Annotated in this window: 21 protein-coding genes and 1 pseudogene; 7 read left to right on the forward strand and 15 right to left on the reverse strand. The window is 57.0% G+C overall.

Annotated elements, in window-relative coordinates:
• Window positions 1-314: 314 nt before the first annotated feature.
• Window positions 315-917 (forward strand): helix-turn-helix transcriptional regulator, encoded by a 603-nt coding sequence (locus tag ACYZT2_RS03320; RefSeq protein ID WP_461970102.1) that lies wholly within the window; start codon window positions 315-317, stop codon window positions 915-917.
• Window positions 904-1782, forward strand: a complete 879-nt coding sequence (locus ACYZT2_RS03325; RefSeq protein ID WP_461970104.1) for a queuosine precursor transporter — start codon at window positions 904-906, stop codon at window positions 1780-1782. The genes ACYZT2_RS03320 and ACYZT2_RS03325 overlap by 14 nt, the downstream gene beginning before the upstream one ends.
• Window positions 1783-1836: 54 nt before the next feature.
• Here ACYZT2_RS03325 and queC read toward each other — a convergent pair whose 3' ends face one another.
• Window positions 1837-2532, reverse strand: coding sequence for a 7-cyano-7-deazaguanine synthase QueC (gene queC, locus ACYZT2_RS03330; protein WP_461970106.1), 696 nt, complete (start codon window positions 2530-2532; stop codon window positions 1837-1839).
• 143 nt (window positions 2533-2675) lie between these two features.
• Between queC and ACYZT2_RS03335 the strand changes: the two are divergent.
• Window positions 2676-2792: pseudogene (locus ACYZT2_RS03335) on the forward strand (LysR family transcriptional regulator); the annotation flags it as partial.
• Between the two features lie 13 nt (window positions 2793-2805).
• Here ACYZT2_RS03335 and ACYZT2_RS03340 read toward each other — a convergent pair.
• Genes ACYZT2_RS03340 through ACYZT2_RS03350 form a run of 3 tightly spaced genes read right to left on the reverse strand, consistent with a single transcriptional unit; the run spans window position 2806 to window position 4341 of the window.
• Entirely contained in the window at window positions 2806-3084 is a 279-nt protein-coding gene (locus ACYZT2_RS03340; RefSeq protein ID WP_461970108.1) for a DUF6953 family protein, read from the reverse strand.
• A 29-nt stretch (window positions 3085-3113) separates the two neighbouring features.
• Window positions 3114-3425, reverse strand: coding sequence for a (2Fe-2S) ferredoxin domain-containing protein (locus ACYZT2_RS03345; protein ID WP_461970110.1), 312 nt, complete (start codon window positions 3423-3425; stop codon window positions 3114-3116).
• A 19-nt stretch (window positions 3426-3444) separates the two neighbouring features.
• Window positions 3445-4341, reverse strand: a complete 897-nt coding sequence (locus ACYZT2_RS03350) for a DMT family transporter (RefSeq protein WP_461972979.1) — start codon at window positions 4339-4341, stop codon at window positions 3445-3447.
• 900 nt (window positions 4342-5241) lie between these two features.
• On the opposite strand from ACYZT2_RS03350, the gene ACYZT2_RS03355 reads away from it, so the two are divergent.
• From ACYZT2_RS03355 to ACYZT2_RS03370, 4 genes are all read left to right on the forward strand, one after another.
• Window positions 5242-6150 carry a LysR family transcriptional regulator gene (locus ACYZT2_RS03355; RefSeq protein ID WP_461970112.1) on the forward strand — a complete coding sequence of 303 codons (909 nt, stop codon included), beginning with the start codon at window positions 5242-5244 and terminating at the stop codon, window positions 6148-6150.
• 148 nt (window positions 6151-6298) lie between these two features.
• A complete protein-coding gene (locus tag ACYZT2_RS03360; protein ID WP_461970114.1) occupies window positions 6299-6742 on the forward strand; it encodes a DUF2846 domain-containing protein in 444 nt (147 codons plus the stop codon).
• A gap of 267 nt (window positions 6743-7009) precedes the next feature.
• Entirely contained in the window at window positions 7010-7315 is a 306-nt protein-coding gene (locus tag ACYZT2_RS03365) for a type II toxin-antitoxin system RelE/ParE family toxin (protein WP_461970116.1), read from the forward strand.
• Window positions 7312-7599: an addiction module antidote protein gene (locus ACYZT2_RS03370; protein ID WP_461970118.1), complete on the forward strand. Its 288-nt coding sequence runs from the start codon at window positions 7312-7314 to the stop codon at window positions 7597-7599. The genes ACYZT2_RS03365 and ACYZT2_RS03370 overlap by 4 nt, the downstream gene beginning before the upstream one ends.
• Window positions 7600-7956: 357 nt before the next feature.
• Here the strand turns inward: ACYZT2_RS03370 and ACYZT2_RS03375 are convergent, their stop codons facing one another.
• From ACYZT2_RS03375 to ACYZT2_RS03425, 11 genes are all read right to left on the reverse strand, one after another.
• Complete coding sequence (locus ACYZT2_RS03375; protein ID WP_461970120.1) at window positions 7957-8403, reverse strand: excinuclease; 447 nt, start codon at window positions 8401-8403, stop codon at window positions 7957-7959.
• Between the two features lie 29 nt (window positions 8404-8432).
• Window positions 8433-9659, reverse strand: a complete 1227-nt coding sequence (locus ACYZT2_RS03380; RefSeq protein WP_461970122.1) for a beta-ketoacyl-ACP synthase — start codon at window positions 9657-9659, stop codon at window positions 8433-8435.
• Window positions 9659-10387, reverse strand: coding sequence for a 3-oxoacyl-ACP reductase FabG (fabG, locus tag ACYZT2_RS03385; protein ID WP_461970124.1), 729 nt, complete (start codon window positions 10385-10387; stop codon window positions 9659-9661). The genes ACYZT2_RS03380 and fabG overlap by 1 nt, the downstream gene beginning before the upstream one ends.
• On the reverse strand, window positions 10387-10845 hold the full coding sequence (locus tag ACYZT2_RS03390) for a hotdog family protein (RefSeq protein ID WP_007899158.1): 459 nt from the start codon (window positions 10843-10845) through the stop codon (window positions 10387-10389). The genes fabG and ACYZT2_RS03390 overlap by 1 nt, the downstream gene beginning before the upstream one ends.
• Complete coding sequence (locus ACYZT2_RS03395) at window positions 10842-12038, reverse strand: beta-ketoacyl-[acyl-carrier-protein] synthase family protein (RefSeq protein ID WP_461970127.1); 1197 nt, start codon at window positions 12036-12038, stop codon at window positions 10842-10844. The genes ACYZT2_RS03390 and ACYZT2_RS03395 overlap by 4 nt, the downstream gene beginning before the upstream one ends.
• Complete coding sequence (locus ACYZT2_RS03400) at window positions 12035-12517, reverse strand: hypothetical protein (protein WP_461972981.1); 483 nt, start codon at window positions 12515-12517, stop codon at window positions 12035-12037. The genes ACYZT2_RS03395 and ACYZT2_RS03400 overlap by 4 nt, the downstream gene beginning before the upstream one ends.
• Before the next feature lie 122 nt (window positions 12518-12639).
• Window positions 12640-13365 (reverse strand): class I SAM-dependent methyltransferase, encoded by a 726-nt coding sequence (locus ACYZT2_RS03405; protein ID WP_461970129.1) that lies wholly within the window; start codon window positions 13363-13365, stop codon window positions 12640-12642.
• The gene (locus ACYZT2_RS03410) at window positions 13362-14609 is read right to left on the reverse strand and encodes an NAD(P)/FAD-dependent oxidoreductase (RefSeq protein ID WP_461970131.1); all 1248 of its coding nucleotides are present in this window, start codon (window positions 14607-14609) and stop codon (window positions 13362-13364) included. The genes ACYZT2_RS03405 and ACYZT2_RS03410 overlap by 4 nt, the downstream gene beginning before the upstream one ends.
• Window positions 14596-15756, reverse strand: coding sequence for a sodium:proton antiporter (locus tag ACYZT2_RS03415; protein WP_461970133.1), 1161 nt, complete (start codon window positions 15754-15756; stop codon window positions 14596-14598). The genes ACYZT2_RS03410 and ACYZT2_RS03415 overlap by 14 nt, the downstream gene beginning before the upstream one ends.
• Window positions 15753-18092 carry an MMPL family transporter gene (locus ACYZT2_RS03420; RefSeq protein ID WP_461970135.1) on the reverse strand — a complete coding sequence of 780 codons (2340 nt, stop codon included), beginning with the start codon at window positions 18090-18092 and terminating at the stop codon, window positions 15753-15755. Before ACYZT2_RS03420 ends, ACYZT2_RS03415 begins: the two co-directional genes overlap by 4 nt.
• The gene (locus ACYZT2_RS03425; RefSeq protein WP_461970137.1) at window positions 18076-18654 is read right to left on the reverse strand and encodes an outer membrane lipoprotein carrier protein LolA; all 579 of its coding nucleotides are present in this window, start codon (window positions 18652-18654) and stop codon (window positions 18076-18078) included. Before ACYZT2_RS03425 ends, ACYZT2_RS03420 begins: the two co-directional genes overlap by 17 nt.
• Window positions 18655-18788: the final 134 nt, after the last annotated feature.

The raw sequence follows: 18788 nt of genomic DNA on the forward strand, positions 1-18788 counted from the left end.
GAATTCAATTTTATTAATCAAATAAATGAACATCTATGTAATTAAATGATTCATTCAAGACCGAATTGTTTTTGTAGGAAGTTGCTGTAAGAAATGGTTGTGGGAAGTTTCGCTAAGTTGAATGGTCATTTGCAACAGAACGACCACCTGAAGAGTTGGAAGCGAAATATTATTTAACGATTGTTTGTCGTGTTCACGATATTGATTTTTGTGAAGCTCCCAGAGGTGTAGGATGCTATATCACGCAGAGATGCTTCTGTGTTTTCATCGAGGGCGTGCAGTTTGCTCAAGCTATAAGAAATGGTAGATATGTAATGTACAAGAAAGAAAAAACGGAAAACTTGAAGAGTAATATTAAGTATTTGATAAAAAGTCGTGGAGAGACACAGCTATCCTTATGCAATGCGAGCGGACTAACCCGGACTACGATATATAATATCTTGGAAGGGCGGGTAGTAAATGTTCAGCAATCTACGATTCGAAAAATTTCTGATTTCTTTGGTGTGTCTTACAAAGAAATAGAGACTGTTGATTTTGAAGAAAAGGAAACAATTGAGAGTAGTATCTCTTTGCTTGGAAATATGAATCCGGCGGCAGTTCCTATAATTAAAGAGAGTTTGCTGATTCAGAACTTAGACAAACGAATCGGTGAGCTAGCTACGATTCATCCTCTTACTTATTACTTTGGTTCTGCCTGCAACGTAATAGGCGTGCTGTTAGAGACTGAGGTGGGTGGTATGAATGAGCCGGGAGACCTGTTAATCGTCAAAAAAGGTTTTTTCAACAGCGATAAAGAAAAGTTGGTGTACGACAAAATAACAAAAAAAATATCTATAACCAATGGCTCTTGTTTTGATTCTGATGTTATTTGTGTTGTTGGAGATGTGTTGGAGGAGAGATTTAATGGTCAGCGATAACGAGGTCGAAAACAGCAAATATAAATTGTTAGGGTTTGAAAATACTAAAAATCTTGCTGTCATCATGGTGATCTCAACAGGGAAAGTTGTTAAGTTAAAGTTGAGTGATCTGTTGAAAAGTGAAGTGTTGGATAATTTAAGTAAAGGGGAGATAAAGGATGTGTACAGGAAGTTTTATTCCGGCGGAGCTGCATTAACCGCATACGAAGTAAATGATCGTCATGAACGGTCTTGGATGACTTACGTTGCGCTCAATCTGGTTTTGTTTGCGCTTTATATCTTCACGAACGTTGCTGCCACAAAGCTTGTTTATTTAGAACGATTTGATGTTGTGGTTACTCCGGGTGTGTTTCTATATCCGCTGACGTTTTTAATAGTCGATTTATTGAATGAGTCTTATGGGCTTAGACTTGCAAGAAAAGCTATATTATTTGCTTTTGCGAGTAATGCTTTTATCATCGTCTTGCTAAGTATCACCAGCTACCTCCCAGGATTACCCGGTTGGAAACTGGATATGCACTATGGTGAGGTTATTGGTCATGTTTCCTCTGTATTAGTCGCGTCCTCTATTTCTTTTCTTTTTTCCGAGTATGTTAACTCTTATTTGCTGTGTAAAATAAAAGAGCTTACGAACTCCAGATTTCTATTTTTGCGAGTGTTTTTTAGTACTTTTTTTGCGGTGATAATAGATAGCTTTATTTTCTGCTTTATTGCATTTTATGGAGTCATGCAAAATGATGACATACTTAATATAATCTATCTTCAGATAGCTATAAAAATGTGTTTCGCTGTTTTTAATATCTTGCCCGCTTACGGAGCAAGGTCGTTGTTTAAAAGATATATAGCAGGGTCCCAGTCTGCATGAAAATGGGGATGAGCTGGGCTGTCAATAGCCCGCTCCCCTGTAGTAGGTTGTTCTTTATAATTTCAGTTTTGTTTTTAGACTGTTAGTGATCTCTGTTCTGTTTGCCATAAATGCCTTCAACCCTTTTGCGCGAAGATTACAAGCATCACAATTGGCGCACCCACTTCCCTTAATTCCGTTGTAACAAGACAATGTGTGGTCGCGGATCAAGTCCAGTTTTTTGTGGTGATCGGCCAATGCCCAAGTCTCTGCCTTATTCAGCCACATAAGCGGGGTTTCAATGTGCAGCTTATAGTCCATTCCCAATTCAATGGCGTTATTCAGCGTCTTGATAAACTCATCCCGACAATCCGGATACCCAGAGAAATCTGTTTCACAAACACCCGTGATTACAGTTTCAGCGCGTACTTGATAGGCGTAAATAGCGGCTAAGGTTAAAAACAGAATATTTCTGCCTGGTACGAAAGTGTCCGGCAGGCCTTCTGCAGAGCTGCTTATGCTCGGAGCTGGGATGTTGTCACGAGTTAAGCTGCTGATGGCTAATTCATTGAGTAACGACGTATCCAATACTTTATGAACTTCCACGCCAAGCTTCTTTGAGAGTTGTTGCGCCACTTCAATGTCTGCGCGATGGCGCTGACCATAATCAAAGGTAATGCAGTGTATTTCATCATAGGTCGGCAAAGCATGGATCAAGCAGGTTGTTGAGTCTTGTCCACCACTGAAAACGATGACTGCCTTGTTATTCATTCTTTTCTCATCCTTGGGGTAATCCCGACATGTAGCTGGGGGACATTGACCCTACCGGGAAGCTAAGGCTCTGGCTGTGGGACGTTTCCGAAATGACATGCTCCGTTTTCTCTTTGTCTCATTTATTTACCGAGGACGTAGGTGTGGCGAGCCCGTTGCTTGAGTCAGAGGAGGTGCCGGTAGTGTGACTGGAGCAGCGCAAGGATCAGAAGTCGCCGACGACCAAGGCTTTTGTGGAGTTACTGACGCGTAAGGTTGAATCGGGATATCTCGTCAGCGGCTCACGCGCATGCCCGCTGGATCTTGTGCGGTTCTTTGCCTCCATAGTTGAAAGCTTCGGCTCCATACCACGTACTCAGCAGTCAGAGCTTTAAAGGCTTCGAGGATTGGTTTGTTCACGGCCCAGTTGCCGTGGCAATTTTGGTACACATGAGCTTCGCCGAACATCAGACGGATCTCCCGCACGGCGAAGGCTTGCGGTAGATAGTCTTGTTTACGGTACTCGGCCAACATCCATTGGGCGATGCGCATGTCTTCATCTGTCCAGGTCATGACGTGGATTCCTGCTTAGGCCACTTGGGTCACAATGGCTTATCGGGACGGAAGAGGTGTTGATTGAGAATGCGTTCAACCTGTTGCGGCGTCTTGCACGAGAACCACAGGTTAGCTGGGTAAATCACCATGACCGGGCCGTGGTCGCAACGGCCCAGGCAGCCGGATGCATTGGCGCGCGATGTTCCCTGTTCACCCATTTGGGCGAGCTTGCGTTTTGCTGCGCTGAGCAGTTCATGAGCGCCTGAGCCCGAGCAACTGCGGCGGCCATAGGGGCGCAGGTTGGTGCAGATCAGCACATGGTGTTCGTAGGCCAGGGTCGGATTTTCTGCATCATTCATAGGTGGTCACGATCTCTGTTCAAACTTTGTCGGCAGGAACCGCTACTTGCGATGGTTCCAGATTGAGGGCGAGTACGCTTGTCAGCACTATGACCGTTCCGACGATGACCATGGCCGAAGGGCGTTCACTCAGAACCAACGAGGCCATCAACATGGCTGTGGGCGGTATGAGGTAAAGCGAAATGGAAGCGCGACTCACGTTGCTGTGAGCCAGTACGTATGCCCAGGCGAGGTACGCAAGGGCGCTGGGGAAGATGCCCAGAATGAGCACCGCCAAGTTGACTGAAGTTGAGGCGTTTTGCGCTTCGCTCCACAGGCCCGGGACATACACAAGGAGCAGTACCGTGCCCGACCAAATGGTGTAACACACCATCGTCAGCCCGTCATAACGTTGGGAGTGGCGTTTTTGCAAGGCGAAATACAGACTCCAGGACAACGCCGCCAGCAGGATCAGCAGCCCGTGCACGTCCAGCTCACCAAAACCACGGTCCCCAGTGACTACCACAGCGGCGCCGATCAGGCCGCACAGCACACAGATCCATTGCCAGCCGTTGACCCGGTCCTTGAACGCGAAATGCGCCAATAACGTGCTGAACAGCGGCGTGGATTGTGCCAGTACGCTGGCGGCCCCGGCGCTAACGCCTTGTTGGCCGTAGTTGAGGGCTATGTGATGCAGGCTGACGGCAAGGAATCCCAGCACGGCCAGCAGTGGCAAGTCTTTAAGGCGGGGCAGGGAAATACGCATCACCAATGCGACCCCGGCCATGAACGTTGAGGCGATGAGAAATCGCATCAGCGCGAGATGACCGGGCTCATAAGCCTTTAACCCTATGTGGATTCCAATGGGGGAATAGGCCCAGCAAAGGATTACAAAAAACGCCGCCAAAGCGATTTTTACGCTGGGCCTTTTATTCATCAAATCGTCATCCTGGACGCAACACGACTTTGCACACTGGGCATTGGCACGGGCTATACCGTTCCAGTACTGCTCGGTGATGACCAGGAAGCGGTTGAACGACGCTCTGACTTCCTCTATGTGCTGGTCGGTGGTGCATTCCTGGGTGGCGGCTTTCACGGCTTGGATCTTGTGTTCTTTTTCCGCATCCCCGATGTGGATGTAGAAATATTCGCAGTGCTCATGAAAGTCGTCGTTATTGGCATACAGGTGCTTATAGTTACGCGCTCCTTCGTACAAACGGATGAGCATCGAATAGGCCAGCCACTCCTGAGCCAACAACGTGCCGAGCACATGGCGCGGATTGTTGTTGTCACCACCGTCGGTGTAAAGATTCAACTGCTCGCGGCTGAACGCGATAGTGCTTTCAAGCACAGGCACAGCCATGAGTTCATCCATGCTGTACGGCCGGTCAGCGAGACGGCTGAGAAGGTCGATCAAATAGCTTTCCAGTAGGGCGAGGGCTTTTTCCGGGGTGTCGCAGCGCATCTTGGCGTACAGATTTTTGACAATGTCGACCTGAGCGTGCAGGACGAAAGTACCCATAAATGACAGGGCGTCCATATGAGAGGTTTGTCCGATACGGGCCAGATAGTTTCGAGCAAACACCTCAACGTCGGCGAGGGGGAGCGAGCCTCCCACCCATCGTTGGCAGAATGCGTTTTTTAAAACTTTATGGGTGAGCACACTTTCGGCGAGGGACTGGATTTTTCGCTCAACTAACTCCATAAAAAACTCCTGCTCATCAAGGGAAATGAAAGGGCAACGGCGTCACGCAACGCGCGCTAATTGGAGTATCAAAAACACGTCACCTCACTACAAGTGACTTAAACTGATCTGAACATTCACTCTGGGTGAGCCATGGAATTGTCCCAACTGCGCATGTTCAAGACGGTTTACGATCTTGGCAGCATCGCGCGCGCCGCCGAGTTGCTGCACTGTGTGCCGTCCAATATCACCGCACGCCTCAAGTCCCTGGAGCGGGAGCTTGGCACGCCACTGTTTTTCCGCGACGGTCGAGGGTTGCGGATTACTCCTGCCGGGGAGATATTTCTTGATTACGCGACGAAGATCCTGGGTTTAGCTGATGAGGCCCGGCGCGCGGTAGCGCCCACCAGCACGCCTGGCGGTCCTCTGCGCATCGGCGCCATTGAATCCAGTGCTACGGGACGGCTGCCCCGATTATTGGCCAAGTACCATGCGCTGTACCCGCAGGTGTCGCTGGAGTTGAGCACCGGCACTTGGGCTCAACTGCTGGACGATACTCAGCATCACCGACTTGATGGGGTGATCGTGGCGGTGAACATTGAACGCCCCGGGCTCAAGCGTGCAGTGATGTACCGCGAAGATTTAATCCTCATCGCGTCTGCGTCCCATGGGCCTTTACGCAAGGCGGCGGATCTGCAAGGTAAGGAAATTTTCATGTGGCCCCCGGGGTGTCCATACCGCTTCGCGCTGGAGCAGTGGTTGTTGCGCCATGAGCAGGTGTTGCCGATCGTCAGCATCGCAAGCTATGGCGCCATAGTCGGATGTGTCAGTGCAGGTGCCGGCGTTTCGCTGGTACCTCGCGGGATCTATGAGCAATACCGCCACAGTGCAGGTTGGCAAGGATACGAATTCCCGGAACTGACGAGTATCGACAACCTGTTTTACTGGCATGAAAACGCAGGTCGACACCCCGCTCGAGAGGCTTTTTTGGCGCTACTGCAGACAGAGTTCGAGGGTCCTGCGGCATTGGAAGGGGAGACCCATGCACCAGAACCAGACTGACCGGAATTTGCCCATGCCATTGGCGTCGACGTTCTTCGTCGCTTGGTGCAAGCAGACTCCATAGAGGTTTTATTGGATGCGGCTCTTGGTCTTTCGTTGTATCGGCCGATAACCGCATTGGACTCATCACAAACTATGGAGATACAGGATGTTCAAGCAATTAACTCTCACCGCTTTGTTGGCATTGATCGCTCTGACAGGTGGTTGTGCTTCGGTAAAAATGGCCGATGAAACCCAGGACACTCAGGCCAAGACCTTCCAGGTGAGCCCTGACAAAGCCAATATCTACGTTTATCGCAACGAGAGCATGGGCGCCGGGGTGAAAATGCCGGTGACCCTCAATGGCAAGCCTGTAGGGCAGACAGTCGCCAAGTCCTACCTGATGTTAGCCGTCCCGGCCGGCCAGCAGACCCTGGTGTCTTCGGCGGAAAACGACTCGGAACTGAAACTCACCGCAGAAGCCGGCAAAAACTACTTTGTCTGGCAGGAAGTGAAAGTGGGCTTCATCAAGGCGCGTAACAACTTGCAAGTCGTCGACGACAAAACAGGCCGCGCTGGCGTCACTGAAAGCAAATTGATTCAAGCTCAGTAAGCGTCTGGACGGCCCCTGCACCAAGTGTGGGGGCTGTCCCGTTTACTGAGCCCGCACCGATAAGCTCAACCTCGGTCAATCGTTTTTGAATCCAGGCAGGCCCTGAGTTGCACTCCCGCTCACATGCGACGCGGTTCCTCTTTTGACGCGAGCAAAGTGATCAAAGGCAAGCCTTTACCTTGCCGATGCAAGGGATGTAGACACCGCACATCACCTCAGAAGAAATCCACGTTGAGTGTCTGTAGCTCAAAGGCTACACTCTGGCGCATGACTGAGATCCTTCGAAGTTCAACTTTCTCTAGCTGGTTATTGAAGCTGGCCGATAGCCGCGCCAGGATGCGTATCCAGGTGCGAATCGACCGTATGGCAGATGGGAATTTTGGTGATATCAAAACCATCGGAGAAGGGGTTAGTGAAGCACGTATTGATTATGGCCCAGGGTATAGGGTCTATTTCATGCAGCAAGGCCGTCAACTGGTCATCCTCCTCTGCGGTGGTGACAAAAGCAGCCAAACCCGAGACATCAAACAAGCCAGGCTAATTGCGAAATCCTGGCAGGAGCAAAATCCATGACCGAACAATTCACTCGCTGGGACTCTGCCGAGTACCTCAAGACCGAGGAGGACATGGCCAATTATCTTGACGCTTGTATGGCAGAAGCGGGAGATGATCCAGCATTCATCGCCAAGGCTCTCGGGACCATTGCACGTGCTCGCGGCATGACTCAGGTCGCGCGGGATGCGGGGCTTTCTCGGGAAAGTCTTTACCGTGCCCTGTCAGGTGAAGGGAATCCAGAGTTCGGTACCATCCTTAAAGTCGTGAAAGCTTTAGGATTGAAGTTACACGCCAGTACCTGAGCTAAATTAAAAGAAAAAATGAAGATACGATTTTGAGCATTACTAGCGGCGTTCCCGAAAGGGGCTTGTAAGGCTCTGAGGATCCTGGACAACCAGCCATCGCAGAGCCAGACAGGTACAAGGCGATGACAAGCCTACCTGTTTGTAAAAAGGGCGCCGAAAGGCGCCCTTTGTCATTGTGGCGAGGGAGCTTGCTCCCGCTTGAGTGCGTAGCACTCACAAAAATCGGCAATGGCTGTCAGATTTTTTGGGGCCGCTGCGCAGCCCATCGTCGGAACGCCGCCCGGAGCAAGCTCGCTCGCCACAGTTCATCAGCCTCTGCCGGTCGGTAATGAGGCGATCCTCTCACCAGTGCCTTTACTGAACCTTCGCCAAATCCCCTTTCAACGCAACCCCCGCCATGAGCGCCCCGGCGTGGCACTCATAGGTCTTGGCATCCTTGCGCTCATTTTTCTTGTAGAAGCTGACGATGTTGGTGACGGCGTTGGCGCCGGCGTTCTTCGCTGCCTGGTGCAGGCTGATGATTGCCGATTGGGCGACCCATTCGCAGGCCACTTCGTCAGACTTGTTGAAGGCGTTGGTTTTCTTGTTGGTCACGGCACCCGTGCTGAGGACGGTGACGTTGCCGGCCGGTGTATTGCCCGCCAGGTAGAATTTCACGCTGCCATCGATTTTGCCGGCGCGGGTTGCTTCGGCGACTGCTTTGTCAAAAGGCAGATACACCGCGGTGTCACGGGCCTGGCTGATGCCCGGCAATGCGCAGATCAGCAAGGTGGCGGCGGCAGCGAGTTTCTTGAAATGCATGGAGGTCTCCTTGACCCTGAGTAATTCGATTACGACCAGCGGCGGAAAATCAACGAGGTGTTGACCCCACCAAAAGCGAAATTGTTGTTCATCACGTACTGGTTGCTCATCTGCCGGAATTCACCGCGCAGGTAATCGAGCTTGCCGCACTGCGGATCGACCTCATCGAGGTTGAAGGTGTGCACGTACTGATCGCGGTTCATCATTTCGATGCTGAACCAGGACTCCAGCGCACCGCAGGCTCCCAGGGTGTGACCGAGGAAACTCTTCTGCGAACTGATTGGCATGTGTTCGCCGAACAACGCGCTGGTGGCCAGTGTTTCGGCAATGTCGCCCTGTTCTGTGGCGGTGCCATGACCGTTCACATAGCCGATGTCCGAAGGCTGCAGTCCGGCGTCTTCCAGGGCGAGTTCCATGGCCCGGCGCATGGTGAGTTGCTCCGGACGGGTGGCGTGCTGACCGTCGGCGTTGCTGCCGAAACCGACGATCTCGGCGTGGATATGTGCACCGCGCGCCAGGGCGTGTTCGAGTTCTTCGAGCACCAGCATGCCGCCGCCTTCACCGATCACCAGGCCATCGCGGCCGGTGTCGTAAGGGCGAGGGCTGGTTTGCGGGGCATCGTTTTTCAGGCTGGTGGCGTAGAGTGCATCGAACACCATGGCTTCGGTCGGGCACAGCTCTTCGGCGCCGCCGGCGAGCATCAGCGGCAGGCGGCCGAACTTGATCGATTCATAGGCGTAACCGATGCCTTGGCTGCCGCTGGTGCAGGCGCTGGAGGTCGGGATCAGTCGGCCGGTGAGGCCGAAGAAGATGCTGATATTCGCCGCTGTGGTGTGGGGCATCATCCGCACGTAGGAGTTGGCGTTCAGGCCTTCGGCCACCGAGTTGAGCAGCATTTTGCCAAACGCCTTGATCTCGTCGGTGCTGCCGGTGGACGAGCCGCAGGAAACGCCCATGCGTCCGTCCTTGATCGAGTCGTCGCCCAGCAGGCCGGCGTCCGCCAAAGCCTGTTCAGCCGCGCCCACGGCCAAGCGTGAGACGCGGCCCATGCTGCGCAGTTGCTTGCGGGTCCAGTGGCTCGGCACTTTGAAGTCATCGATCGGCCCGGCCAGGCGCGTGTTGAGCTCGGTGAAACGATCCCACTCGTCCATGCGGCGGATGCCGCTGCGGTTGGCGGCGAAGTTGCCGGCGATGGTGTCCCAGTCGCTGCCCAGTGAGGTGATGCCGGCCATGCCGGTGACGACGACGCGCTTCATCAGCACAGGCCTCCGTTGACGGCCAAAACCTGCCGGGTGATGTACGACGCTTCCGCCGACATCAGGAAATTCACCGCGCCGGCCACCTCTTCAGGGGTGCCCATGCGTTGTGCGGGGATCATTTTCATCAGTTCTTCCACCGGCACGTTTTCGTCGAGCATCGCCGTGTCGATCAGGCCGGGTGCGACACAGTTGACCGTGATTTTGCGCTTGCCCAGTTCGATCGCCAGCGCCTTGGCCGCGCCGATCAAACCGGCCTTGGACGCGCTGTAATTGACCTGGCCGCGATTGCCGATCAGGCCGGAGACGGAGGTGATGCAGACAATCCGTCCGGCGGCGCGACGACGGATCATCGGCATCATCACCGGGTGCAGCACGTTGTAGAAACCGTCGAGATTGGTGCGCATCACCATGTCCCAATCCTCCTCGCTCAGGGCCGGAAAAGCACCGTCGCGGGTCAGGCCGGCATTGAGCACCACGCCATAATAGGCGCCGTGGGTTTCGACGTCGGCTTCAAGAATAGCTTTGCAACGGGCACGATCAGACACGTCGAATTGCAGGATGCGAGCGTTGCGGCCCAGGGCTTCGACTTCGGCCTTGACGGCTTCGGCGTCCGCCAGGCCGCTGCGGCAGTGCAGCACGATGTCATGCCCGGCCCGGGCCAGACGCAACGCAATGGCGCGGCCGATACCACGGCTGGAGCCGGTGACCAGTACGGATTCAGTCATCACTCGACTCCTTGGGGTTCATGAAGATATTGCGCGGCCTGAGGCGGGCGAAACACGTTCAGCCGGGCGGTGGCGTGGATGCCGGGGGCAGTGAGGTGGCATTCGAACACACCCATGCCATTGTCGTCTTCCAGCGAGCGTATCCCATGAATGGTCAACTCGGTGCCGGCGGGGAAGTGTTCCACGTTGCATTCGAATTTTCGGGTGCCGAGCAGGAAACCCAGTTCCACTGCATTGCCTTTCTGACGCGCATGGCAGCCGGCGTACGCGGCGACGCTCTGGGCCATCAGCTCGATGCCGACCCAGGCCGGCAGGCTGCCGTCGGGGCGATTGAACAGGCCGCCGGGTTTGACGGTGAGTCGGGTGTGAATCTGCTCGTCATCGAACGACAGGATCTGCTCGATCAGGATCATGTCGCCAGCATGCGGCAGCAGTTCGGCGAGCGGCCAGGTAATCATGGGGCGTCTCCGATAATCAGGCTGACGTTATTGCCACCGAAGGCAAAGGAATTGCTCATCAGGTAGCGAGGTGCAATGGACGTCAAGTGGTCAGTCGGGGTCACCCAATGCAGGGCCGGTAATTCGGGGTCGGGCTGGCCGTCCCAGACGTGGGGCGGCAAGGAATGCTCGCGGTTGTCCGCGCTCAGGCTCAACCAGCAGAACGCCGCTTCCAGGGCACCGGCAGCGCCGAGGGTATGGCCGGTCATCGGTTTGGTCGATGAGCAGGGCACGCCTTGTGGGAACAGTGTCGTCACGGCCAGGCTTTCCATGGCGTCGTTATGTTGCGTGGCGGTGCCGTGCAGGTTCAGATAGCCGATCTGCTGCGGTTGCAGGCCTGCTCGGCTCAAGGCTTTGCGCATCGCTTGCAGGGCGCCACGGCCGGTCGGCTCTGGCGCGGAAATATGGTGTGCATCGGAGCTGGCGCCACTGCCGAGCAGGGCAATCGGTTGGCTGTTGCTGGCGCTTTTGCTCATCAGAAACAGCACCGCCGCTTCGCCGATATTGATGCCGTTGCGGTTGGCTGAAAACGGATTGCAGCGCTGTTCGGACACCGCTTCCAGGGCCGAGAAACCGTTGAGGGTCAGCTTGCATAAGCTGTCGACACCGCCGCACAACACGGCGTCGCACATGCCCAGATCGAGCAGTCGTTGGGCACTCATCAGCGCGCGGGCGCTGGAGGTGCAGGCGGTGGAAATCACATAGGCCGGGCCGCTCAATTGCAGCCAGTCGGCGAGAAACGTCGCCGGCGCGCCGAGTTCCTGTTGTTGATAGTCATAATCGGCAGGGAACTGATGCTCTCGGATGTAATGGGCCAAGCCGCGGCTGGCCTCGTCGATGCCCGAGGTGCTGGTGCCCAGAATGACGCCGATACGGTCGCGGCCGTAGGTCTGGATTGCTTGCTCGATGTCTTCGCGAATTTGCAGTGCAGCCTCTAGCAACAATTGATTGTTGCGACTGCTTTGATGCGCCAGCTCAGCCGGAATCGGCGCCAACTCACCGCGCACCGCCGCGACCGGCAGCGTGCGATCCACCACCCAGCCGGCCTCGCCGCGCATGCCCGAGCAATCGCCGGCAAACAGGTTGCGGGCGACTTCCTGCTTGTCGCGGCCCAGGGCGCAGATCACCCCGAGGGCGTTCAGATAGGCCGTCATGGCGTGTGCTCGCCTAACGGAGTGACGCGATAGTGCGGGCCTTGGGACACGTTCAATTCAAAGCTCAGTGGTTGTGAGTAACGGACGATCCAGCGGGGTGACAAGGAGCGTTGCCCGTCATCCTGCCGGGCGGCGGGATAGTTGCCATGCAACTCGCCCGCAGGGGTCAACGCAAACAACAAGGCGGCGAACAGCTCCCGTGCTTCCGGATTGGGCGGCAGCAGGCCGTCGGCCTGCCATTGGCCATCGATCAGTTTCTGCCGTGCCACGGGAATCCCCAAAGGGTCCATCATCGACCAGCGAATGCCTGGGCCTTCGCGCTGGATCACCAGCAGCCAGTCCTGACGCTGTTCGGCCATCTGCCGTTCGATGTGCAGTTGCAGCGGCAACGCCAGATTCGGGGTTCGCTCGGGCAGCGGTGCCTGGCTGGCGCAAGCGCTCAGCAACAGAAGGCAGCTGAGCAGCAGAAAACCGATCAGCACCGCAGACCCGGTGGGAGCGAGCCTGCTCGCGAATGCGTCGGCACATCCAACACTTTTGTTGACTGATACACCGCTTTCGCGAGCAGGCTCGCTCCCACAGGTTTGGGTTGCGCTAGACATCAATCAGCACCTTCAAGAGGCTTACGCGCGACTACATTGACCAAGGTTTCTTCGCGTTGGCCAATGGGTTTCGGCTGGCGCAGGCCGAAGCGTTCGAGCAGGCCGAAATCCTTGGCGCGACTCCACCACAAGTAAGGGTAAGACACGTTCTGCGGGCCGAATTCAAAACCCTGCCGACGAATCATGTCCAGGTAGCCGGCGGCGCTCTTCTGCACGTGCATCGGGTGGCGGAACAGCCAGCGAATCACCCACGTATCAATGTAAGCCTCGGTGGACTCGGCGAACAGCAAATAGCCGCCCGGCTTGAGCACTCGATAGAACTCGGCCAGGGCCTGATCCTGCTCGACAAGGTGATGGAAAGTCTGGTGACAGAACAGCAGATCGACGCTGGCGTCCGGCACTTTGATGCTCGCGCAGTCACTGCCGATCAGCTCTACATCCATGCCCTGGCGGGCTGCTTCTTCGCCGCTCAGATTCAGGCTGTGAGGGTCGGCATCCAGCCCGATCAGGCGCTGCGGTGTGAAGGTCTGGCGCAGGTACTGGAACGACTTGCCCTGGCCGCAACCGGCATCCAGCAATACCGGGTTGTCGGGCAATGGCGCGCTGAACAGATCGCGCAAATCATTGATCGCTACCCGCAGTACATGGTGCTGCCAGGTGTGACTGCGCAGGAACCAGAAACCAAAACGGGTCTCTTCGACGTAGTTATCGCTCAAGTAGCTCATGTCGGATCCTGGGCGCACAGGTCCGAAATCATCCGCAGTCGACGTTTGGGTTCGCTGACAAACGGGTTGCGCTCATCCCAGGCGTAACCTGCGAGTATCGAGCTGATCATGCGGCGGATTTCCGCTGTGCCGCCCTGATAGAAAATCACATCCTGAAAGGTCCCCGCGTACCAGCCTTCGACGTAGCAACGGAAGGTGTCGACGCCGCGCTTGAGCGGTTCGGCGAACTCGGTCTGCCAGTCGACGCTTTCACCTTGCAGTTGGCGGTGCAGCACCCCGGCGGCCATGCTCGCCGAACGCATGGCGATGGTCACACCGGAAGAAAACACCGGGTCGAGAAATTCCGCCGCATTGCCCAATAGGGCGAAACCGGGACCGTGCAGGGTTTTGACGTTGGCCGAATAGCCGCCGATGGTCCGCGCGGGCGTATCCCACACGGCATTGTTCAGCACACCGGCCAAGCTTGGGGTTTCAGCAATGAAGCCGCGCAGGCAGTCGTCCAGATTATCGGTGCGGCCTTCGAAGTGTTCGGCGGCCGCCACTACGCCCACCGAGCAACGACCGTTGCTGAACGGGATGGTCCAGAACCAGATATCACGCTGGGTCGGATGGGTGGTGATGAGAATTTTCTCCCGGTCGAAAGCCGGGCTGTCGATACAGTCTTCGACGTGGGTGAACACGGCCTGGCGCACTGGGAAGTTCGACGGCGCTTCAAGGTCCAGCAAGCGCGGCAGCACACGACCGTAGCCGCTGGCATCGAGCACGAAGTCGGCCTCGACGCGGTATTGGCTGCCGTCTTCGCGAAGCACATCGAGCTGCGGTTTCGGCAGGCTGAAATCGGCGCTGACGATGGCTTCGCCGTAACGGACATCGACACCTTGCAGTTCAGCCTGATCGGCCAGCAGCTTGTCGAAGTCGGCGCGCTGAACCTGGAACGTCGTCGGCTTGCCGTTGCTGAACGTGTCGCCGAAATCGAAGGCGCTGTATTGATCGCCCCAAGCGAACGCCGCCCCGTTCTTGCGCTGGAAACCAGCAGCATTTACCGCCTCGAGCATGCCGGCTTCTTCGACAAAGTCCAGGCAGTGGGACAGCAGGCTTTCACCGATGGAAAATCGTGGGAAATGCTGGCGCTCGATCATCAGCACATCATGACCTTTACGCTTGAGCAGCGCGGCGGCGATGGCGCCCGAGGGGCCGGCGCCGATTACCAGTACCTGACGACGTTCCATTTCAACTGTTGGCACGGGTGCTCCTTGCCGGGGCGGCGATGTTCAAAGGGGTTCGGTGCATGCCGGCCAGTGCCGGCAGCAGGGTTGCGATCAGGCCCATCAGCATCAGCGCGAAATACAGCGCCGGGCTGATGAGCTGTTGTTGCAGCAGCAGGTTGAGAAAGACGATCTCGCTCAAGCCGCGAATATTCAGCAGCAGACTTTCCCGCCAGCGACTGGCACCTTCAAACGAGGCGCCAGCCCAGCCGAGGCCCAGCCAGTTGCCCAACAGTTTGCTGGCGATCGGCAATAGCAGGAGCGCGGCCAGTTGCACGCCGCTGAGGCTGTCGATGGCGCTGTGCACGTTGATCTGCACGATGCCGAACGTGAGGATCAGCGGGATGGCGATCCAGGTCTGCAAACGGTTCATCCACGCCGCCGACAATGGCAACACCAATGGCACCTTGAGCGCGGCCATGCACAGCAGGTAGCCGATGCCGAAGATCAGCGCATTGAGTTTGAAGTGTTCGGCGACCACCAGCAGCGCGAAGAAGCAGCCGCTGTGCAGCAACGGTTGGCGCAACCCGAGCAGTCGCAGCAACAACGGCAAGCAGGCGCCGGCCAGCGGCAGCAAAAGGCTGCTCAGGTGCAGGCTGCCTTGGGCGAACGCGAACAGGGTCCAGCAGGTCAGGTCGATCAGGATCGCGGTCTGCACCAGGCGTCGGGTGGCAGCGGGTGGGTAGTTGATGTGTCGCAGGTACAGATACAACACCGGAATCGCGGTGATGGCGAACAGCAGACCGACCGCCAGCGAGCTGATCCACGGCTGTGGCGGCAACAGCCAGACTGCCGTCGCCAGCCCGCAGGCAAACGGAATGCAGAAACTCGGCAGGGCGATTTTCAGGCTCTGACGTTCCAGCCGCAGGTCGATCACGTCGCTGAGGATGTGCCCCAGCAGCAAGGCAAAACTCAGGCTGTAGAGGTTTTTCAACCAGTCCGGCGAGATCAGGTCGGCACCGCTCAGGTGCCAGCCCGGTTCGATCCAGAAGTACATCAGCAGTGGCAGGCCGAAGGTCGCCAGCAGCAACTGGCTGACGATCGGAATCAGACCGAAATGACGACCGATACGGGTGGCCACGGCGAACAACACCAGGGCCATCGCCCAGAACACCGCGACCGTCATGCTGCCGGCTCCACGACCGGGGCGGCATGGACTTGGCGTCCTGCCCACGGCGCCAGGATGAAACTGAACGCCAAGCCGAGGCTCACCGACAGGCCGAAGTTGCTCACCGCCGGCGTGCTGGACACTGCCAGCAGGCCAAACGACAGCCAAGTGGTCACCGCCGCCAGCAAGGTGCCCAGCAGGCTCGCCGCCGCGCCGCCGATCTGTTCGCGCATGAGGATCGCGTAATCGACGCTGATCGCCGTCACCAGCAACAGGCCGAACAGGCTGAACAGCGTCAACGGCTGACCGAGCCAACCGAGGCTTGCCAGACTGCACAGGGCCGCCAGCAACGGCAGAGAGACAATTCGCAGCGCGCCACCGAAACCGAATGGCAGGATCAGCACCAGCACGATCAACACGCAGGAAGCGAGTTTCAATTCAGCGGCGCTGATTTGAGTGTCGGCGAACACCTGGTTCAGTTCGCCGAGACGGTCCACCAGTTCCACACCCGGCAAGTCCAGCGCCTGGACCCGCAACAGCGTAGGATTGTTCAAGCCTTGCAGGCTGACCATTGCAGCCACGCCGTCATCGGTCGGCCCCAGCCACAGCGTGCGATAGGGTTCCGCCAATGGGCCGGCCAGCGCGGCGTCGATGTCTTCGATGGGCAGCGCCTGCAACGTTGCCAACTCGGCCTGCAACGCGACGGCCGGCACGCCGAGGGCGAGCAACGGTTGCCAGAACTGCGGCAGCTTGTTCAGCGCTTCACGCACTTTGCGCTGTTCGCTCGGTTGGCTGACCAGTTGATTGAGCGACAGATAGCCCTGAAGTTTTTCCAGGTTGACCAATTGATCCAGGCGTTCGCTCAGTGCTGTTTGGCGTTCGAGCAACTCCTGCTGATTGGCCGCGCGCACCAGAAAGAACTGGCTGGTAGGTTGATAGCCGGTGATGCGCGCGATGGCTTGGGCTTCGTCAGTCAGTTGCTGCGGCGTGCCGACCCATTGGCGAATATCGTTTTTGCTCTGCAGCTGCAACAGACCACCGACACAGAAGGCGATCAGCAGCGCCAGCAGTACCGGCGTGCGCAAGTATTTCAGCAGCGATTCACGCAGCTCCAGCAACTTCTCGGCGATGCGCATCGGCCATTGCGCCGGCCGCAGATCCACGCCCTTGAGCAGCGCCGGCAACAGGCACACTGCCGACAGATAGGCGCCCACCAGGCCGGCAGCGGAGAACACGGCAATTTGCGTCAGAGCCGGGAATGGCGTCCAGGCCAGGGCCAGGTAGCCGATGCAACTGGTGATCAGGCTCAGCGTCAGCCCCGGCAGGGTCAGGCGCAACGCCGGCCAGCTGTGCCAGGGTTTCAGGCTCCAGCTTTTGGACAGGTAATGCAGTGGGTAATCCACCGCCACGCCGATCAGGCTGGAGCCCAATACCAGCGTCATCACATGCATGTGACCGAACAGCGCCACGCAGGCCACCGCGCCGAACAGCATGCCCACCAGCACCGGAACAAACGCCAACAATACCCGCCAACGCCGGAAGGCCAGTAAAAGCAACAACAAAATCCCGACCGTGGCGCCGCCGCCGACCCAGGTCATTTCGCGCGCGGCTTGCCGTTGACCGCTGGCGGCGTACAGCAGGCCACTGGCGGCGAGCAGTTGCACATCGGCCTGGGCGGCTTCTTCGCGACTGTGCTGGAGCAGGTCGGCCACTTGCAGCGGCAGGTTCATGTCGAATGCATTGCCGGCGGTTCGCGCCCGCAACATCACCCAACTCTTGCCGTCGGCATCGGCGACCAGCGCACCGCTGCCGATGTCCAGTTGCACTGAGCCGTGTTGCGGCTGGCTGTTCTGAATGCGCCCGGTCAGGCCGAGCCAGTCGTCCTGACTCGGCACCAGGCTGAAGCCAGTGAACGGGTCGAACAGGGCTTGTACCCGTTGCTGGATAAAGGCGTCGGGATGCTCGATGAGTTGCTGCCGGTCGGCAGCCGACAACATCGCCAGTCGGCCTTGCAGCAATTGCGTGCGCAGCGCCGGTAAGTCGGCTTGCAGGTTCCACTGGACCTTTTCGAACACGCCGCTGGCCTGCCACTGCTCGCCGAGTTTTTGCGCCATGGCGATGGCTTGCTGGCGGTCTGTATGGCCGACCAGCACCAGCATTTCCCGGTTCAGCGGTTCTTGCATGCGTTGTTCGGCGCGCAATTCCAACGCGTCCGGCGCCGTGCCTGGCACCAGTTCCATCAGGTTGGCCGACAGCGGGGCACCGTCACGCCATTGCCAGCCGGCGAGCGCGAGCACCGCCAGCAGCAGGATCAGAAACAGCCGCGGGAGCATCCGTTCACTCGGCAAAGTCATGTTGCTCCGCATCGCTCAAAGGTTGTGCGCTAGTGCTGTCCTGCATGCGCAACAGGGTTCGGTCACCCTGGGTTTCGAGCAGCTCGATGCTGTGCACCAGTTCGCCGCCGTCGATGTTGATCTGATTGAACACTTGCTTGAGCAGCATCGAACGCGGGCTCAGGGTCAGCTTCCAGTTCTGTGCATCGCCGCTCAGCGAAAGCTCGAAATCCCGTTGCAGGCCACTGCTGTCGCCTTGCAGCACCGCGAGGAACAAGCGGTTCTGCTCGGCGCCGGCACTCTTGTTCGGCAGCATTTGCCAGCCGCTGGCATCACGCCGGGCAATGCCCTTGGCACTGATGCGGTAGTCCTGTTGCAGCGGCGTTTTCAGCAGCCAGAGCAGGCCGTGATTCTTCGCCAAAACGAAGGTGCCCTTGCTGGTCAGCGGTTGGGGCAGGGCGCGCAGGTGTTTTTCCTGGATGAAGCTGCCGTGGATCACATCGGGTTTGGCCAGTTGATCACTTAACTGCTGCAAATCAAAAGCCTGCGACAACGAAGAAAACCCCAGCGCCACCACAAACATGTAGCAGCTGCCGAGCCCGCGAGGCTGCGTCCGGCGGCGAAGCCTTCGTAAAACCTGAGCATGCGATACATCAGAAGAAACGCAGGGCGACTGCTGCGCAGCCGAACGCAGGCTTCGCCAGCTGCTACAGAGGG

This window comes from Pseudomonas sp. MDT1-85 (assembly GCF_054898065.1).

Excerpts from the sequence above, each read along its gene's own strand:
- ACYZT2_RS03340 (WP_461970108.1), bottom strand. The coding sequence starts at position 3,084 with ATGACCTGGACAGATGAAGACATGCGCATCGCCCAATGGATGTTGGCC.
- queC (WP_461970106.1), bottom strand. The coding sequence starts at position 2,532 with ATGAATAACAAGGCAGTCATCGTTTTCAGTGGTGGACAAGACTCAACA.
- ACYZT2_RS03390 (WP_007899158.1), bottom strand. The coding sequence starts at position 10,845 with ATGATTACCTGGCCGCTCGCCGAACTGCTGCCGCATGCTGGCGACATG.
- ACYZT2_RS03375 (WP_461970120.1), bottom strand. The coding sequence starts at position 8,403 with ATGCATTTCAAGAAACTCGCTGCCGCCGCCACCTTGCTGATCTGCGCA.
- ACYZT2_RS03370 (WP_461970118.1), top strand. The coding sequence starts at position 7,312 with ATGACCGAACAATTCACTCGCTGGGACTCTGCCGAGTACCTCAAGACC.
- fabG (WP_461970124.1), bottom strand. The coding sequence starts at position 10,387 with ATGACTGAATCCGTACTGGTCACCGGCTCCAGCCGTGGTATCGGCCGC.
- ACYZT2_RS03325 (WP_461970104.1), top strand. The coding sequence starts at position 904 with ATGGTCAGCGATAACGAGGTCGAAAACAGCAAATATAAATTGTTAGGG.
- ACYZT2_RS03360 (WP_461970114.1), top strand. The coding sequence starts at position 6,299 with ATGTTCAAGCAATTAACTCTCACCGCTTTGTTGGCATTGATCGCTCTG.
- ACYZT2_RS03405 (WP_461970129.1), bottom strand. The coding sequence starts at position 13,365 with ATGAGCTACTTGAGCGATAACTACGTCGAAGAGACCCGTTTTGGTTTC.
- ACYZT2_RS03365 (WP_461970116.1), top strand. The coding sequence starts at position 7,010 with ATGACTGAGATCCTTCGAAGTTCAACTTTCTCTAGCTGGTTATTGAAG.
- ACYZT2_RS03320 (WP_461970102.1), top strand. The coding sequence starts at position 315 with ATGTACAAGAAAGAAAAAACGGAAAACTTGAAGAGTAATATTAAGTAT.
- ACYZT2_RS03415 (WP_461970133.1), bottom strand. The coding sequence starts at position 15,756 with ATGACGGTCGCGGTGTTCTGGGCGATGGCCCTGGTGTTGTTCGCCGTG.
- ACYZT2_RS03350 (WP_461972979.1), bottom strand. The coding sequence starts at position 4,341 with ATGAATAAAAGGCCCAGCGTAAAAATCGCTTTGGCGGCGTTTTTTGTA.
- ACYZT2_RS03420 (WP_461970135.1), bottom strand. The coding sequence starts at position 18,092 with ATGACTTTGCCGAGTGAACGGATGCTCCCGCGGCTGTTTCTGATCCTG.
- ACYZT2_RS03425 (WP_461970137.1), bottom strand. The coding sequence starts at position 18,654 with ATGTTTGTGGTGGCGCTGGGGTTTTCTTCGTTGTCGCAGGCTTTTGAT.
- ACYZT2_RS03345 (WP_461970110.1), bottom strand. The coding sequence starts at position 3,425 with ATGAATGATGCAGAAAATCCGACCCTGGCCTACGAACACCATGTGCTG.
- ACYZT2_RS03395 (WP_461970127.1), bottom strand. The coding sequence starts at position 12,038 with ATGACGGCCTATCTGAACGCCCTCGGGGTGATCTGCGCCCTGGGCCGC.
- ACYZT2_RS03355 (WP_461970112.1), top strand. The coding sequence starts at position 5,242 with ATGGAATTGTCCCAACTGCGCATGTTCAAGACGGTTTACGATCTTGGC.
- ACYZT2_RS03380 (WP_461970122.1), bottom strand. The coding sequence starts at position 9,659 with ATGAAGCGCGTCGTCGTCACCGGCATGGCCGGCATCACCTCACTGGGC.